At 38.8% G+C, this 17,059-nt stretch carries 17 protein-coding genes; all 17 read left to right on the forward strand.

Annotation, left to right across the window (positions count from 1 at the left end; all coding sequences use genetic code 11):
- Nucleotides 1-161 precede the first annotated feature (161 nt).
- The 17 genes from iolG to MT489_RS12005 all read left to right on the forward strand — a co-directional run bounded on the left by iolG (nucleotide 162) and on the right by MT489_RS12005 (nucleotide 17,043).
- Nucleotides 162-1,190: an inositol 2-dehydrogenase gene (gene iolG / locus MT489_RS11925; RefSeq protein WP_244681780.1), complete on the forward strand. Its 1,029-nt coding sequence runs from the start codon at nucleotides 162-164 to the stop codon at nucleotides 1,188-1,190.
- The gene (iolB, locus tag MT489_RS11930) at nucleotides 1,183-1,986 is read left to right on the forward strand and encodes a 5-deoxy-glucuronate isomerase (protein WP_244681781.1); all 804 of its coding nucleotides are present in this window, start codon (nucleotides 1,183-1,185) and stop codon (nucleotides 1,984-1,986) included. The genes iolG and iolB overlap by 8 nt, the downstream gene beginning before the upstream one ends.
- A 17-nt stretch (nucleotides 1,987-2,003) precedes the next feature.
- Nucleotides 2,004-3,002, forward strand: coding sequence for a 5-dehydro-2-deoxygluconokinase (gene iolC, locus MT489_RS11935; protein ID WP_244681782.1), 999 nt, complete (start codon nucleotides 2,004-2,006; stop codon nucleotides 3,000-3,002).
- A 20-nt stretch (nucleotides 3,003-3,022) separates the two neighbouring features.
- Complete coding sequence (locus tag MT489_RS11940; protein WP_244681783.1) at nucleotides 3,023-4,480, forward strand: CoA-acylating methylmalonate-semialdehyde dehydrogenase; 1,458 nt, start codon at nucleotides 3,023-3,025, stop codon at nucleotides 4,478-4,480.
- Nucleotides 4,481-4,725: 245 nt separating this feature from the next.
- Nucleotides 4,726-4,977, forward strand: a complete 252-nt coding sequence (locus tag MT489_RS11945; protein WP_244681784.1) for a hypothetical protein — start codon at nucleotides 4,726-4,728, stop codon at nucleotides 4,975-4,977.
- Nucleotides 4,978-4,980: 3 nt separating this feature from the next.
- Entirely contained in the window at nucleotides 4,981-5,130 is a 150-nt protein-coding gene (locus MT489_RS11950; RefSeq protein WP_244681785.1) for a hypothetical protein, read from the forward strand.
- Between the two features lie 11 nt (nucleotides 5,131-5,141).
- Nucleotides 5,142-7,076, forward strand: coding sequence for a 3D-(3,5/4)-trihydroxycyclohexane-1,2-dione acylhydrolase (decyclizing) (iolD, locus tag MT489_RS11955; protein WP_244681786.1), 1,935 nt, complete (start codon nucleotides 5,142-5,144; stop codon nucleotides 7,074-7,076).
- Between the two features lie 15 nt (nucleotides 7,077-7,091).
- Nucleotides 7,092-7,988 (forward strand): myo-inosose-2 dehydratase, encoded by an 897-nt coding sequence (iolE, locus tag MT489_RS11960; protein WP_244681787.1) that lies wholly within the window; start codon nucleotides 7,092-7,094, stop codon nucleotides 7,986-7,988.
- A gap of 6 nt (nucleotides 7,989-7,994) precedes the next feature.
- Nucleotides 7,995-9,038: a Gfo/Idh/MocA family protein gene (locus tag MT489_RS11965; RefSeq protein ID WP_244681788.1), complete on the forward strand. Its 1,044-nt coding sequence runs from the start codon at nucleotides 7,995-7,997 to the stop codon at nucleotides 9,036-9,038.
- A gap of 62 nt (nucleotides 9,039-9,100) precedes the next feature.
- Nucleotides 9,101-10,102 carry a LacI family DNA-binding transcriptional regulator gene (locus MT489_RS11970; RefSeq protein ID WP_244681789.1) on the forward strand — a complete coding sequence of 334 codons (1,002 nt, stop codon included), beginning with the start codon at nucleotides 9,101-9,103 and terminating at the stop codon, nucleotides 10,100-10,102.
- Nucleotides 10,103-10,112: 10 nt separating this feature from the next.
- A complete protein-coding gene (locus MT489_RS11975; protein WP_244681790.1) occupies nucleotides 10,113-10,877 on the forward strand; it encodes a metallophosphoesterase family protein in 765 nt (254 codons plus the stop codon).
- A 279-nt stretch (nucleotides 10,878-11,156) separates the two neighbouring features.
- Nucleotides 11,157-12,203: an ADP-ribosylglycohydrolase family protein gene (locus MT489_RS11980; protein ID WP_244681791.1), complete on the forward strand. Its 1,047-nt coding sequence runs from the start codon at nucleotides 11,157-11,159 to the stop codon at nucleotides 12,201-12,203.
- A 33-nt stretch (nucleotides 12,204-12,236) separates the two neighbouring features.
- On the forward strand, nucleotides 12,237-13,607 hold the full coding sequence (locus MT489_RS11985; RefSeq protein WP_244681792.1) for an aldehyde dehydrogenase: 1,371 nt from the start codon (nucleotides 12,237-12,239) through the stop codon (nucleotides 13,605-13,607).
- Nucleotides 13,608-13,622: 15 nt separating this feature from the next.
- A complete protein-coding gene (locus tag MT489_RS11990; RefSeq protein ID WP_244681793.1) occupies nucleotides 13,623-14,486 on the forward strand; it encodes a pirin family protein in 864 nt (287 codons plus the stop codon).
- Between the two features lie 83 nt (nucleotides 14,487-14,569).
- Nucleotides 14,570-14,917, forward strand: coding sequence for a PadR family transcriptional regulator (locus tag MT489_RS11995; protein WP_244681794.1), 348 nt, complete (start codon nucleotides 14,570-14,572; stop codon nucleotides 14,915-14,917).
- Entirely contained in the window at nucleotides 14,898-15,536 is a 639-nt protein-coding gene (locus MT489_RS12000) for a DUF1700 domain-containing protein (RefSeq protein WP_244681795.1), read from the forward strand. Before MT489_RS11995 ends, MT489_RS12000 begins: the two co-directional genes overlap by 20 nt.
- Nucleotides 15,537-15,594: 58 nt before the next feature.
- Entirely contained in the window at nucleotides 15,595-17,043 is a 1,449-nt protein-coding gene (locus tag MT489_RS12005; protein ID WP_244681796.1) for a DUF4153 domain-containing protein, read from the forward strand.
- Nucleotides 17,044-17,059: the final 16 nt, after the last annotated feature.

The following is a 17,059-nucleotide window of genomic DNA, read 5'->3' on the forward strand; positions in this document are numbered from 1 at the left end:
ATATTGATAAGTGGAAAATAGTGTTATATAGTTATAGAGGAAAGCGCTTTACTTTTAAATAGAGTTTCAGAAATGAAAACCAATTAGAACTTGCATGATATTAAGTTCATATTTTTTTGCTATTTAGGTAAGCGCTTAACTAAAATAAAGAGGTGAAGATTTTGAAAAAAATTAACGTCGGGATTATCGGAGCTGGAAGGATTGGTCAGCTACATGCGGATAATATGCTGCGATCGAATGTCTTTAACTTAAAAGTGATTGCCGATATCCATACCGACCATTTGAAGGGAACGCATTTTGAGCAACAAATACCCCTTATTTCAACGGATCCAGAAGAAATCCTTACAGATCCATCTATCGATGCTGTTTTTATTTGTTCATCTACAGACACGCATGTCCATTTTATAAAAGCGGCCGCAAAGGCTGGAAAACATATTTTCTGTGAAAAACCAATTAGTTTTAATATTGAAGAAACGAGAGAAGCATTAAAAGCAGTTCAGGAAGCTGGAGTTAAGCTTCAGGTAGGATTTAATCGTCGCTTTGACCAGGATTTTCGCAAAGTGTATGAAACCGTTAGAGCAGGAACAGTTGGAAATCCCCATATTATTAAAATTACATCAAGAGATCCACAACCACCACATGAAGAATACATAAAACGTTCGGGCGGCATGTTCATGGACATGACGATTCACGATTTTGATATGATTCGCTACTTATCAGGAAAAGAAGTAGTAGAAGTATCAGTAAAAGCTGCAAATTTAGTTGATCCCATTTTTGAAAAATACAACGATGTTGATACTGCAGTCACAACTCTTACGTTTGAAGATGGCTCGCTCGGTGTCATCGATAATAGCCGGCAAGCGATGTATGGCTATGATCAACGTATTGAAGTGTTCGGCGATCTAGGCGTTGCCTTTGCTGAAAATGAAAGATATACGAATGTTCAAATCGCAACAAAAGATTCCATCCTTTTAGACCATCCTAAATTTTTCTTCCTTGACCGTTATAAAGCAGCATTTATGTCTGAAATTCACGAATTTGCGAATGCAATTATTGAAAATAAAGCAGTTACTTGCAGTGGTGAAGATGGATATAAGGCCGAATTAATCGCACTTGCTGCTCAGCAATCTGTTAAGGAAAAGCGTTCAGTATCTTTATCAGAATTGGAAAAGGAGGATGTACGTGTCTGAATTACTTATTAAACCTCAGAAACGCGATCAGGAAGGGAAAATTTTGTACGTCTCACCGGAATCTGCGAATTGGGAGTATGTTGGATTTGAAGTCTATTCCTTGAAGGAAGGGGAGGAGTTGACCAAACTTACCGAAAACAATGAAGTGTGTCTTGTGTTATTAAGCGGAAAAGCAGATGTACATACGGAGAAAGAGACATTTCAAAGTATAGGAAAAAGAATGAGTGTTTTTGAAAAGCTTCCTCCATATTCCGTGTATGTACCGAACAATGACACTTATACAGTAAAAGCGTCGACCGATTTAGAATTGGCTGTTTGCTTAGCTCCAGGAAAAGGAAATTATCCTGCTAGACTCATTGCTCCTGAAGATGTAGGACAAGAGGATCGTGGCTCAGGGAAAATGAGCAGGAAAATCCACAATATTTTACCTGAACAAAAAGACGCTGATAGTTTGCTAGTCGTTGAGGTTTTTACACCTGAAGGGAATACATCGAGTTATCCGCCACATAAACATGATGAGGATCGTTTGCCACATGAATCATACTTGGAAGAAACATACTACCATGAGATTAATCCGTCTCAAGGATTTGTTTTTCAGAGAGTTTATAACGATGATCGCAGTTTAGATGAAACATTGAGCGTGGAGCATCGAAATGTCGTGTTGGTTCCTGAAGGATATCATCCAGTGTCAGCTGTTCCAGGTTATGAATCCTATTATTTAAACGTTATGGCTGGACCAAAACGGACTTGGAAGTTTCACAATGATCCGGACCATGAATGGCTATTTCCAAAATAATAGAAAGGATGATAAATATGTATAATTTGAATTTTAAACAAGAGCGTTCCCTTGATTTAGTCGGAATAGGAAGACTTTGCATCGATTTAAATGCTGATCAATTCAACCGTCCAATGGAAGAAACATCGTCTTTTTCTAAATATGTTGGAGGGTCTCCTGCGAATATTACGATTGGTGCGTCAAGATTAGGTTTGAAAACAGGGTTTATTGGTAAAGTGGCAGACGATCAAATGGGGCGTTTTATTGTTCATTACTTAAATAAAAATGATATCGATACATCTGTTGTTTCAGTCGATCAGACCGGGGCTGTAACAGGTTTAGCTTTTACAGAGATTAAAAGTCCGGAAGATTGCAGTATTTTAATGTACAGGGATAATGTTGCAGATCTAAAACTCGATACTTCAAATGTCTCTGAAGACTATATTAAACAATCAAAAGCTTTGCTCGTTTCCGGTACAGCGCTCGCGGCTAGTCCTTCCAGAGAAGCGGTATTCTTGGCATTAGATTATGCTCGTAAGAATGGCGTCGTCGTCATCATGGATTTAGATTACCGCCCGTATACATGGAAATCTCCACAAGAAACAGCGGTGTATTACAATTTGGCTGCGGAAAAATGCGACGTTATTATTGGTACACGTGAAGAGTTCGATATGATGGAGCAATTTGAAAAAGACTTCCAGAAAGATGATCAAAAAACAGCTCAGAAATGGTTTGATTATCATGCGGAAATCGTTGTTATCAAGCATGGTTCTGAAGGATCAATCGCTTATACAAAAAATGGTGAATCCCATAAAGGCGGAACATTTAAAACGAAAGTATTAAAGACGTTTGGAGCAGGAGATGCGTATGCGTCAGCATTTATTTTCGGATTGATGAATGGTTGGGATATTCCGAAAGCAATGGAATTTGGAAGTGCTTCAGCAGCAATTGTCATTTCCAAACATAGCTGCTCAGATGCGATGCCAACGAAGAATGAAATCGATGAATTTATGTCTGAAGCTGTTGCGATTGATTAATAAACTTGGAGGTTTTGAACATGACTCAAACAAAAGTGCAGATTTTACAAAACTATATAGGTGGGGAATGGGTAGACGCCAATACGACGAAAACTGAAATTGTCTATAACCCGGCAACAGGGGAAGAGCTTGCCCATGTTCCGATTTCGACGAAGGAAGACGTAGACGCTGCAGTACAATCGGCGGCAAAAGCATTCGAGACTTGGAAAGAGGTTCCTGTACCAAGGCGCGCTCGTATTCTCTTTAAATATCAACAACTTTTAGTAGAGCATTGGGATGAGCTTGCGACACTCATTACAAAAGAAAACGGGAAGAATTTTACCGAGGCACATGGGGAAGTATTGCGTGGTATTGAGTGTGTGGAATTTGCGTCTGGAGCACCAACTTTGATGATGGGAAAACAATTACCTTCCATTGCTACGGATCTTGAATCCGGAGTTTACCGTTATCCACTCGGAGTTGTTGGAGGAATTACACCTTTTAACTTTCCGATGATGGTGCCGTGCTGGATGTTCCCGATGGCAATCGTAACAGGGAACACGTTTGTTCTTAAGCCTTCAGAAAGGACGCCATTACTAGCTAATCGTCTAGCGGAGCTTTTTGAAGAAGCAGGATTGCCAAAAGGAGTGCTCAATATCGTTCATGGCGCACATGATGTTGTAAATGGTTTGCTAGATCATAAAAATGTAAAAGCCATATCTTTTGTAGGATCTCAACCTGTTGCTGAGTATGTATATAAACGTGGAACTCAAAACTTAAAGAGGGTTCAAGCGCTTGCGGGTGCAAAAAATCATTCCATTGTGCTAAAAGATGCCAACTTGGAAAACGCAGCTACGCAAATTATGAATGCAGCATTTGGTTCTGCTGGTGAGCGTTGTATGGCAGCATCTGTAGTGGCGGTTGAAGAGTCAGTTGCTGATGAATTTATAGAAATTTTATTACAAAAAACAAATGACATTAAAATGGGCGATGGGTCAAATGATGGTATTTTTCTGGGTCCAGTCATTCGCGAACAACATAAAGAAAGGACATTGCACTATATTGAAAAAGGCGTAGAAGAAGGTGCTCGACTTGTTCGCGATGGACGTAATGATGAAGTGAATGAAGGCGGCTATTTCGTAGGTGCTACTATTTTTGACGAAGTGACGAGTGAAATGAAAATTTGGCAAGACGAAATCTTCGCTCCCGTATTGTCCATCGCACGGATAAAAAATCTTGAGGAAGCAGTAGAACTTGCGAATCAATCACGTTTTGCGAATGGCGCATGTATTTTTACAAAAGACGGCGGAAACGTTCGCAAGTTCCGCGAAACAATCGACGCAGGCATGCTCGGCGTGAATATCGGGGTACCAGCCCCAATGGCATTCTTCCCATTTTCGGGGTATAAAGATTCCTTCTATGGAGATTTGCATGCCAATGGTACTGATGGGGTCGAATTTTATACGAGAAAGAAAGTTGTCACTACGAGGTGGGTGTAAGTTATAGCTTATTCGAGATGAAATTGAAAGATTAGCAGATTTCATCTCGAATATTTGGTAGTTTCTTGATGAAATTGATTCAGTAGGAAGATTAGATCGAGAATTCATAGGTAATACTCGATGAAATTGTTCCGGAAGAAGAATTGGTCGAGAATTCAGAGCTAATTCTCGATGAAATAGTTCGGGGAGAAGATTTGATCGAGAATTCATAGGTAATACTCGATGAAATTGTTCAGGAGGAAGATTTGATCGAGAATTCAGAGCTAATTCTCGATGAAAATGTTCAGGAGGAAGAATTGGTCGAGAATTCAGTGGTAATACTCGACGAAAATGTTCAGGAGGAAGAATTGGTCGAGAATTCAGAGCTAATTCCCGATAAAATTGTTCCAGAGGAAGTTTTGGTCGAGAATTCAGAGCTAATTCTCGATGAAATTGTTCAGGAGGAAGAATTGGTCGAGAATCCAGAGCTAATTCTCGAGGAAATTGTTCAGGAATAAGTTTTGGTCGAGAATTCAGTGGTAATACTCGATGAAATTGTTCCGGAACAAGAATTGGTCGAGAATCCAATGCTAATACTCGATGAAATCGTACCAAAAGAAGTTTTGATCGAGAATTCAGACAAAGTACACGACCTATTCAAACGCAATTAACAAAAAATGAGGTGAGTTTATTGAAACTGACAACTGCTCAAGCTTTGATTAAGTTTTTGAATCAGCAGTATATGGAAAGAGACGGTAAAGAGCAAAAGCTTTTTAAAGGAGTTTTTACAATTTTTGGCCACGGGAATGTTCTCGGGATGGGGCAGGCACTAGAAGAGGATAGTGGGGATCTTGAAGTATATCAAGGTCGAAACGAACAAGGGATGGCTCATGTGGCGACTGCGTTTGCGAAACAAAAACACCACGGGCAACTCATCGCATGTACAGCATCCGTAGGTCCCGGGTCGGCAAATATGGTGACAGCTGCTGCGACGGCAACTGCCAATAATATTCCGTTGCTCTTGATTACTGGTGATACGTTTGCGACTCGACAACCAGATCCGGTTCTACAACAAATCGAACAAACTTATAATCTAGGAATTTCTACGAATGATGCATTCAAAGCTGTCAGTAAATATTGGGATCGAATCAATCGTCCTGAGCAATTGATGTCTGCCATGATCAATGCAATGCGTGTGTTGACGAATCAAGGAGATGCTGGAGCGGTCACAATCGCTCTACCTCAAGATGTTCAAGGAGAGGCATATGATTTTCCAGAATCCTTTTTTAAAAAACGTGTATATACGATTAATAGAATAAAGCCAACGGATCGAGCATTATACGAAGCGATTGAATTAATCAAGGGTAAGAAAAAGCCAATCATCATATGTGGTGGAGGAGTCCGATATTCAGAAGCTGCAACGACTCTGCGTAATTTTGCTGAAACCTTCCACATTCCTATTGCAGAAACGCAAGCTGGAAAAAGTGCGATTGAAAGCACACATCCACTTAATTTAGGTGGTATTGGTGTAACCGGAAATGCTGCGGCAAATATCATCGCAAAATCGGCGGATTTAGTTATTGGCATTGGTACAAGATTTACCGATTTTACAACTGCTTCAAAACATCTTTTTCAATCAGATGATGTTGATTTTATAACGATTAATATATCTGAATTTCATGCAGGGAAACTAGATGCGACTCAAGTTGTGGCTGACGCAAAAATAGCATTGGAAGCACTTACAGATAAAATGGATAAAATTGAATATAGAAGCTCTTATGAAAATGAAATAAAAGATGCGAAAGAGGCTTGGCAAGTTGAATTAAAAAGACTATGCGAAACCAATTTTAAGTCAGAAGATTTTAAACCCGAAGTGGCGGGACACTTGGATGACACACTTGTTGAATATGAAGAGGTTTTTGGTTCATGCCTCACACAAACAGCGGTGATCGGTACTGTCAATGAAACGATTGATGATGATGCAATTGTTGTTGGTTCTTCCGGAAGTTTACCAGGTGATCTACAAAGAATGTGGGTGAGTAAAGCACCTAATACGTACCATATGGAATACGGATATTCGTGTATGGGTTATGAAATTGCAGGTGCGCTCGGAGCAAAAATGGCCGCTCCTGACCAAGAAGTGTATGCATTTGTTGGGGATGGCAGTTATTTAATGCTTCATTCCGAGTTGATTACAAGTATACAAGAAAAGAAGAAAATTAATGTTCTTCTATTTGATAATGCGGGCTTCGGTTGTATCAATAATCTGCAAATGGGAAATGGAATGGGTAGCTTTGGCACCGAGTTCCGTATGCGTGATCAAGAAACCAATCTATTAACTGGACCGATTATGCATATTGATTATGCGCAAAGTGCTGCGGGATACGGCGTGAAAACCTATACAGCAAGAACTCTTGACCAATTACGTGACGCTCTCGAAGATGCGAAAAAACAAACCGTTTCCACCTTGATAGATATTAAGGTTCTGCCTAAAACAATGACAGATGGATACGGGGCTTGGTGGCATGTTGGGGTTGCGGAAGTATCGAAAAAAGAATCAATTCAAGCAGCTTTTGAAGAAAAAGAAGAACAACTAAAAAAAGCGAGACAGTATTGATTGGAGGAAGCTGTTATGTTTGATGTTACCGCAGTGAAGCTTGGGATTGCACCTATTGGTTGGACGAACGACGACTTACCCGAACTTGGTGGAGAAAATACATTCGAACAATGTATAAGTGAGATGGCGCTCGCTGGGTTTTCTGGTACAGAAGTCGGCAACAAGTATCCTCGAGATATCCCGATACTAAAAAAAGCATTAACGTTAAGAAATTTAGAAATTGCAAGCGCTTGGTTTAGTGCATTTTTAACGACAAAGCCTTTTGAGGAAACGGAAAAAGCGTATATTGCCCATCGAGATTTTTTATATGAGATGGGTGCAAAAGTAATCGTCGTTTCTGAACAAGGACGAAGTATTCAAGGAAATGTAAACACACCTTTATTTGCTGAAAAGCCTATTTTTACAGATGAGGAATGGACGAAGCTTGCGGAAGGATTAAATAGATTAGGTGAACTCGCAAAAGAGAAAGATATGAAACTCGTTTACCATCATCATATGGGGACAGGCGTGCAAACAACGGAAGAAATTGATCGCCTAATGGAGATGACGGATTCGAATCTCGTTTTTCTTTTATATGATACTGGACATCTTTATTTTTCCGGAGAGAATCCACTGGATGTATTGGAAAAACATTTCCCGAGAATCAAACACGTTCATTTAAAAGATGTTCGTCCCGAGATTGCTAGAGAAGTTAAACAAGATCGCCTTAGCTTTTTAACAGGGGTGAAAAAAGGGGTTTTCACTGTTCCAGGTGATGGAGCAATCAACTTTGAACCTGTCTTTCAAGTCTTAGCAAAGTCGGGGTATAAAGGATGGATGATTGTTGAGGCAGAGCAAGATCCGGCGCAAGCCAATCCGTTCGAATATGCTTTAAAGGCACGTCATTTTATAAAAGAAACAGCCGGAGTGTGATGGCGAATGAAAAAAGTGAAAGTCGGAATCGTTGGTCTTGGTCGACTTGGAAGAAAGCATGCTGGAAATCTAGCATTTAGAATCCCCCATTGCGAATTAACGGCAGTGTGCAGTGTCGTAGAAGAGGAAGTTCAGGAAGTGATGGATGCATGGAATATTCCATATGGCTATACAAAATATGAAGATATGCTTGCGAATCCCGAATTAGATGCCATTTTCATTGCCTCTCCTTCTAATTTTCATTGTGAACAAATTAAGCAGGCTCTTAGTCTAGGATTCCATGTTTTTAGTGAAAAACCGCTAGGATTATATGTAGAAGAAGCGCTTGATGTAGAGACTGCTGTAAAAGCCCATCCAGATCAAGTGTTTATGCTCGGATTTATGCGCAGATATGACCGCTCTTATATGGCGGCAAAGGAAAAAATTGAAGCGGGAATCATCGGAAAACCATTCCTGATTCGTTGTTACGGCTTGGACCCGGCAAGTAAAATGGACAGCTTTTTAACATTCGCGCGTGCAAATTACAGCGGCGGACTGTTCTTAGATATGTCCATTCACGATTTCGATTTAGCTCGCTGGTATCTTGGAGAGGAAGCAAAGGAAGTTTGGGCAATCGGGGGAAGTTATGCTCGTCCTGAATTCGATGAGATAGAGGATGCGGAAACGGGAGCGGCAATGGTTCGATTTGAGAATAACGCAATTGGAATTTTTGTGGCTGGGCGAAACTGTGCGCATGGATATCATATCGAAACCGAAATTATTGGCACAAAAGGAACGCTTCGAATAGGGACTGTTCCTGAACGAAATCAAGTTGTTATTATGAAAGATGAAGGTGTTATCCAAGAATGTGTTGATGGATTTTTGGAACGCTTCGAGCAGGCATATTTAAGTGAGACCGAGGAATTCATCAACTGTATTTTGGATAAACGCAAACCTGCAATCACCGTTAAAGATGGAGTACAATCAACCATTTTAGGATATTCATGTAAAAAATCGTTTGAAACAGGACGGTTAATCCAGGTGAAAACAGAAAAAATCATTCAAGGGTAATGCCGATTCTTTCATCTGATACAATGGTAATAGGATGAAAGAAAGAAATGAGGCAGCTAGAAATGAAAGCGACTATATATGATGTGGCGAAAGCGGCTGGGGTATCTATCGCCACCGTATCAAAAGTGATTAATAATACAGGGAATATGCGTGATACGACAAGGCAAAAGGTCAAGGAAACAATGGAGAAGCTTAATTATCAACCGAGCTTGATGGCATCTGCATTGACTGGCAAGGGGACGGAAACACTAGGTCTCTTAGTCCCCGATATTTCCAATCCTTTTTTCTCGGAAATAGCGAAAACAATTGAGGACCGTGCACATGAAAGTGGCATGAGTGTTATTATCTGCAGCACGGATGAAAACACAGAGAAAGAAAAGAAATACGTTGAATTACTGCAAAGAAAACAAGTGGATGGAATGATTGTTGCTTCAAGCTTCCATAATATCGAGATTTTAAAAGGGGTAGTCGACCGAAAGATACCGCTAGTCATGTTAACGCAAGATGATGCGGGGCTTGGGGTGACATCAATATCCGTTGATGATTTTAAAGGAGGGTATGAAGCTACATCACATCTCCTATCTGAAGGACATCGAGATATCGTCATCATTGCTGAGTACGCTAAAAGCAGTAAGCATAGAATTTATGGCTATTTGGAAGCTCACGAGGAGCATGGTATCAAAACGAGTGAAGAAAATATTATCAGGACGGTTGCTTCTATTGAAAATGGAAGGGAATGTTTAAGAAAAATTGTTGAAAAAGGGAAAGTCCCGACTGGTATCTTTGCTTGCAACGATCTTATTGCAGTAGGTGTCATCCAAGAGGCAAATGAAATGGGGCTTAACATTCCTGAAGACTTATCAATCGTTGGCTTCGATAATACCATTTTAGCGACCACAACTGTTCCAGGTCTAACAACTATCGCACAACCCATCACGGAGATGGGAAAAAGGGTTGTCGATGTTATCATTAGCGAGATTAAAGATAAAAATCAAAAAAAAGAACACGTTTTATTTAAACCACAACTTATTATTCGAGGGACAACAGCAGTGAAAAAAAGATGAGGTGATCTTAATGCGCATCGCATTATTAGGTGATTTGCATTATCCAGATGTAGATTCAAACAAAAAAGAATTATCAGCTGCTGTTGACCATTTTTTTGAGCAATATTTACGTGAATTTTTTAGTATTGAAGCTGATTTTTACGTTTCAATCGGCGATTTGACCCATCTTGGTTTAGAAAGTGAATTCTTAACAATCTATAATTATATTAAACAGTACGACATTAACTTTCGTGCCGTACTTGGAAATCATGACGTATTATCTCTCTCGAAAGAAGAAATCTGCTCACTCATTCAACAGCCTTCGTATGATTGGATTGAAACGCAAAGTGCTTTACTATTATTTCTAGATACGACAAAAGAATTTGAACTTCATGGCTGGGGATTAGATCAGAAGCAATGGCAGTGGCTTGAAGAGCAAATTGTTCGTTCAAGGGAGAAACCATTGTTCATATTTGCTCATCATCCTGTTCCAGAAACAACAGCTTTTTCTCCTAATAGTGCGGATTTAGTATCGTTCCAAGATATTCGCCCGTTGTTGAAGAAAAGAGAGGGATTGGTAATTTATTTCAACGGTCATACTCATATACAAGATTACCACCGCGAGAATTGTCATCATTATATCCAAGCTGGAGCGCCTATTTGCAACATGGAAGTTCTATTAATTGAACTGAATGGAAATGAAGTGGACGTAAAAAAAGTGGACGTTAGAAATAAAGAACTTGAGGATAGTAGAAAAATACTTTACGAGACATTGCCAGACTTTCATCGTCCATAGTAAGGTTACATAATACAGTCAAATAAGAATGATAATTAACAGAGCCACTCGATGTATAGAGTGGCTTTTAAATATGTTAAGGCGAAGTGAAAATACTTTTGAGAATTTAAAGGTAATTCCATCATGAAATTCGTATTAATATAGGAAGCGATAAGCATATGAAATGAGGATATTGATGGATATTTGAAATAATATCCATCAAAAGCATCCGGAGCTACTAACCCAGTACGAATGTCTTAAAAGTTATTATTCTACTAAAATGATAAAGGTGATGATACCATGAAACGTAGTCAAGTATTTTTTAGAGGATGTCTTTTAGGCGGAGCCATTGGAGATGCTTTAGGTTGGCCGGTTGAATTTATGAAATTGAATGAAATTCATCGCCGCTATGGATCTGAAGGGATTCAAGATTTACATATCTCAACTTCCGGAAAAGCGGAGATTACAGATGATACGCAAATGACCCTTTTCACTGCTGAAGGAATGCTAAGGGCTGAAACGAGAGGTGTCTTAAAAGGGATCTGTCACCCACCATCCGTCGTTTTTCATGCATATCAGAGATGGTTGCTGACCCAGGATTACACGAGAGTGGAAAAATATGAATGGGTGTATGATGGATGGCTTCTTGAGGAGAAGGAACTTTTTGCAAGTCGAGCACCGGGAAATACGTGCCTTTCTGCGCTTCGAAGTAGAAAGCAAGGTTCCATAGAAGAGCCGATTAATAATAGTAAAGGCTGTGGAGGAGTGATGCGAGTTGCTCCAGCTGGATTGTTTTATCAAAAAGAACGTGCATTTAAAATGGGAGCCGAATTTGCAGCACTTACCCACGGGCATCCATCTGGGTATCTTTCGGCAGGTGCCTTAGCATATCTAATAGCATGCATAATAGAAGGACAAGATATTGAAAAAGCAGTTGAAAATACGATTTTTGAACTTGAACATTACGAGAATCACCATGAATGCAGTGAATTGTTAAAGAAGGCACTCGAGCTTTCAAAGAGTAATATAACTGATATTGATGCCATTAGCCAGCTTGGAGAAGGTTGGGTAGGTGAAGAAGCTCTAGCCATTTCAGTTTATTGCGCTTTGAAGTATCAGGAGAATTTTAAAAAGGCGTTATTTGTAGCGGTAAATCATAGTGGTGATAGCGATAGTACAGGTGCCATTACAGGGAATATCCTTGGAGCATTCCTTGGAATCGAAAAAATACCTGAAGAATGGATTGAACTTGTAGAATTAAAGGATGTTCTCATCCAGATAGCGGATGACTTGCTCATTGAATACAACGAGAGAAATGTAAACTGGGATCGTTATCCGGGGTATTAAATTGGATTGTTTTCCAGTATGGAGTTGAGAATCGTGGGAAATTTTAAAACACTTGTCGATAAACAAAATAAGTTTTTTCATTCAGGAACGACAAAGTCAATTTCATATAGATTAGCTGCACTACAGAAACTGAGGAACGGTATTAAGGCACACGAGAAGCAGTTGATGGATGCGTTAAAAGCAGATTTAAATAAATCAGAATTTGAATCGTATACTAGTGAAATCGGAATTGTGCTTGAAGAAATTCGTTTCATCCAAAAACATTTGCGTTCATGGAGTAAGCCTAAAAGGGTAAAAACACCTATTACGCATGTTGGCTCTAAAAGCTATATATATCCTGAACCATATGGAGTTGTACTCATTATCGCACCTTGGAATTATCCATTTCAATTGGCAGTCGCACCCCTAATAGGAGCGATTGCCTCTGGGAATTGTGCTATCATAAAGCCATCTGAATTAACCCCAAAGACATCCGCTGTTTTCGGAAATATGATAGGTGAAATCTTTTCGGAAGAATATGTTTCAGTTGTCCAAGGCGGAATTGAAACGAGTGAAGCGCTACTGGCGGAAAAATTTGATTATATTTTTTTTACTGGCAGTGTTTCAGTCGGAAAAATTATCATGGAGGCAGCTGCGAAACATGTAACACCTGTCACTTTGGAGCTTGGTGGAAAGAGTCCGTGCATTGTTCACGAAGACGCCGATATCAAGTTAGCGGCAAAAAGGATCGCATGGGGAAAATTCATGAACGCTGGACAAACGTGTGTTGCCCCTGATTATTTATATGTTCATAAAAACATTCGAGATGTTTTTCTTCACCAACTAGGCCTAGCAATCAGGGAGCTTTATGGGGAGAAACCATTAAAGAATCCGAATTTTACACATATTGTTAGTAAAAGGCACTTCCAACGATTAGAATCATTCCTTCAAGATGGAGAAATTATCTTTGGAGGAGAAAAAGACGAGGAAAATTTGGTGATTGAACCAACTGTCGTTATGAATATTACTTGGAATGATCCCATTATGATGGATGAGATTTTTGGACCTATTCTTCCAGTACTTGAATATCAAAAGCTTTCTAATGTGATTGAAGGGATTCAACAACACCCGAATCCGCTCGCACTTTATCTTTTTACTAAAAATGAGCAGCTCCAAGATGAAGTAATAACGGGCATTTCTTTCGGAGGGGGTTGTATTAACGATACGGTCTACCACCTAGCTTCACCTTATTTGCCATTCGGAGGAGTTGGAAGCAGCGGTGTTGGAGCTTATCATGGAAAAGGGAGCTTTGATACATTCTCACATCATAAAAGTATTCTTAAGCAAACGACCAGATTTGATTTGCCTTTTCGATATCCTAATATGAAAAATGGACTTAACATCATTAAGCACTTTATAAAATAAGGGAGCATATGACCTATGCAAAAACAAATAAAATTTCAACGAGATGTGAAAGACCATTGGTATGTTAAATACAATGAAAATGGCTACCCCCACGTCCAACAGGGCTGGGTTCTTCCACCAGAACGTAAGGAAGAATTTGATCCTTTTATCTTAATGGCGGATGATTGGTTTAAACGTGGTACTTTTTCGGACCATCCTCATCGTGGCTTTCAAACCATCACATATGTAATTGACGGTAGGCTTGAGCATATCGATAATCATGGAGGTCATTCAATTCTAGAAGCTGGAGACGTACAATATATGAATGCTGGGTGGGCAGCGAGGCATGCAGAAGAAGCAGTCGATGATGATTTAATCCATACGCTGCAGCTATGGCTAAACCTTCCCAAGCATTTAAAAAATACAAAAACAAGCTATCAGAATATTTATGTCGAAGATGTCCCAGTTGTACCTTTTGACAGTGGACATTTAAAGGTTTACTCGGGAAATATTGGGGGAGTTACTGGACCGATGAACAGTCTAGTTCCCATTACAATGACGGAAATATCTTTCAAAGAGGCTGGCGAATATACCCACCTACTTCCTGAAAATCATAATGCTTTTCTAGTTGTCCGATCTGGAGAAGTGGAAATTGGAGAGTCGAAGGTGAGATTGAAGAAAACTGGTGTTGCGACCCTTACATTTAAAGAAGATGGTTCAGATCAAGAAAGTGAATTGGTTATCAAGGCTAATGAACGTGCAAAATTGCTAGTCTATTCTGGAGTGCCTTTAAAAGAAGAAGTCATAGCATATGGTCCGTTTGTAATGAATACGATGGAAGAAATCCAACAGGCATATCGTGATTTTCATGAAGGAAAGTTTGGCCCTCCAGCTATATAAAAAAAATCTAAATTGATTCTTTACAATCTGTTTAAGTTAATATAGAATTTCTATATACCTAATAAATCTAGGTAGGTGAAAAAATGTTTAATCGAGAATTAGTTAAAGGCAGTACATCCCTTTTGTTGCTTCAACTATTGAACGAGCGGGATATGTATGGTTATGAGCTTGTTAAGGAATTGGAGAAGCGCAGCAGTAATGGAATTTCCTTTAAGGAAGGTACGCTATATCCTGCCCTGCATAAGCTTGAAAAGCAAGGGTATATTGAATGCTATTGGCAGGAACAAGAGAAGGGGCCGGCAAGGAAGTATTACCATATAACTGATGAAGGAAGAGAAATGCTTCTTGAAAAAACCGATGAATGGCACGACTTTGTTTCAGTCATGAACAAGGTAATTGGGAGAAAAAATCATGGAACGGTTGAAGAATGAGTTTTTAGCAGAACTTGAGGAAAGTCTTGCAAATCATCAAGAAAAGGTATCTATCTTAGAGGAATATGCTGCTCATCTTGATGAGTTCCTTGGTTGTCTCCCAGCCCTAGTTGATGAAGACGAAATGCGGGATCAAATCTATTCAAAATTAGGGACACCTAAAGAAATTGCGGCCATGTGGAAGGAAGAACTTTCCGTTACACCAAGTAATATGAAATGGCTGTTTGTTGCTGTGAATGTTTTGTTTTTTGGAGGAGGGGCGACTCTCACATTAGCGCATAATTTGTTCGATTGGTACTGGTTAACTTATTTTTGGGATCGGTTGACAAGCTTTCCGATTGTTATTGCGTTTATATACATGTTTTTTTGGGCACTTTTAGGTTACGAAATTGGAAGAGGATTTGGACATAATGGCAGAAAACTGTTAAAGAGAACATTTGTTTTAGCTTTGATTCCAAATATCATTCTTATGATTTTAACCGTTTTTCAAATTATTCCTCATAAATGGTTTTATCCATTACTGACGCAAACGTTTATTGGACTTTGTATTTTATTCACGCTTCTTTTATACCCGGTTTGTTTAATCAGTTATAAATGGGGCAAAAAAGCTTCAGTGTGAGCTTTTTTTTAACTATCTACATAGAATATCTATATACATAGAATAAGGAGGTAATAGTATGGAATTGAAAATCGAAAAGATAGACTGGTTATTTTTCATAATGTGTTTTTTAGTAGGAATTGTAGCGGAAGAAGCTTTTTTCAGGGGACAAATTGGTATTTCATATATTGTATTTATTGTATTGTTTTATACAATATTTTGTTATCGGTTTCGATCATATCCTTTCTCACACCAACGATTGGGATATTTAGTTCTCATTGCAATCTGGTTGTTGGCCATCAGTTATTATTTGTATGATACAGAACTTTTTTATGCATTAAACGTCCTGATCATCCCTGCACTTGTTATATTTCATCTTGTTTTAATTACTTCACAAGAAAAAACAGAGTGGAGTAACGTGCGTTTTATTTTCTATATGTTACGTCGTCTTATCGATGGGATTAGGTATAATGCAATTTTTATAAAATATGTTTCCAGTTTGTTAAAGAAAAGTTCCAACAAAAAGCATTATGATGTCTGGGGTAAGATTTTAATAGGGCTTATCATATCTGTACCGTTACTATTTATCATACTTAACCTATTAATTTCGGCAGATACTCAGTTTGAACAACTTATAACCAGCATCCCGAACCTATTTAACTTTAAGGCAGAATATGCATTTCGCTTTATCATCATTTTAATCTACACATTCATGTTCTTCGGCTTTATGCAAGTTCTTTTGCAAAAGAATACCATTACGGAGCAAAAGGAATTTAAGCCAATTTCTATGGATGGAATTATTACTTTAACGATTTTAAGTCTTCTTGATATAGTTTATATACTATTCGTAGTTATTCAATTTAAATATTTCTTCAGCGGCACACTTGATGAAGGGTACACATATGCAGAATATGCACGACGTGGATTTTTTGAATTGCTATTTGTCACTCTCATAAATCTTAGTGTTACAACAGGTGTTATAAGTTTAACGAAAAATGTGCAAGGATTTTTGAAAAGTGCGATTCGGAGTGCTCTAACTATTTTAGTTTTATCAAGTGGTGTCCTTCTTATATCTGCCTTCATGCGCTTGACTATGTACGAGAATGCGTATGGCTTTACATTTACACGAGTACTCGCACACTCGTTCATGATTTTTCTTATGGTGATTTTAACCTACACGTTAATAAAAATTTGGCTCGAAAAGCTTTCATTGTTCCACTTCTATTTCATCGCAACCCTTGTTTATTATGTTGGCCTCAATATCGTTAATATTGACAGGTTTGTTGTCGAGCAAAATTTTGAACGCTTCGAGCAAACGGGAAAAATTGATTCTTTATATATGAGTAGATTTTCCTCAACTGGACTCTTGGGATTAATCGAACTACACGAAAAAGAACCTAACAATCAAGAGTTGAACGATTTGTTAAAACAAATAAAAGCAGAAATAAGGCCAACAAATATGTGGCAGTCGCACAATTATTCTCGAACCAAAGCTTATGAAAAGTTAGTGGAATTAGATATTAAATGAGAAAATAAGAGGAGGA

Origin of the sequence: Lederbergia wuyishanensis (assembly GCF_022900255.1) — a bacterium.
In the GTDB taxonomy this organism is placed as follows: domain Bacteria; phylum Bacillota; class Bacilli; order Bacillales; family Bacillaceae_C; genus Lederbergia; species Lederbergia wuyishanensis.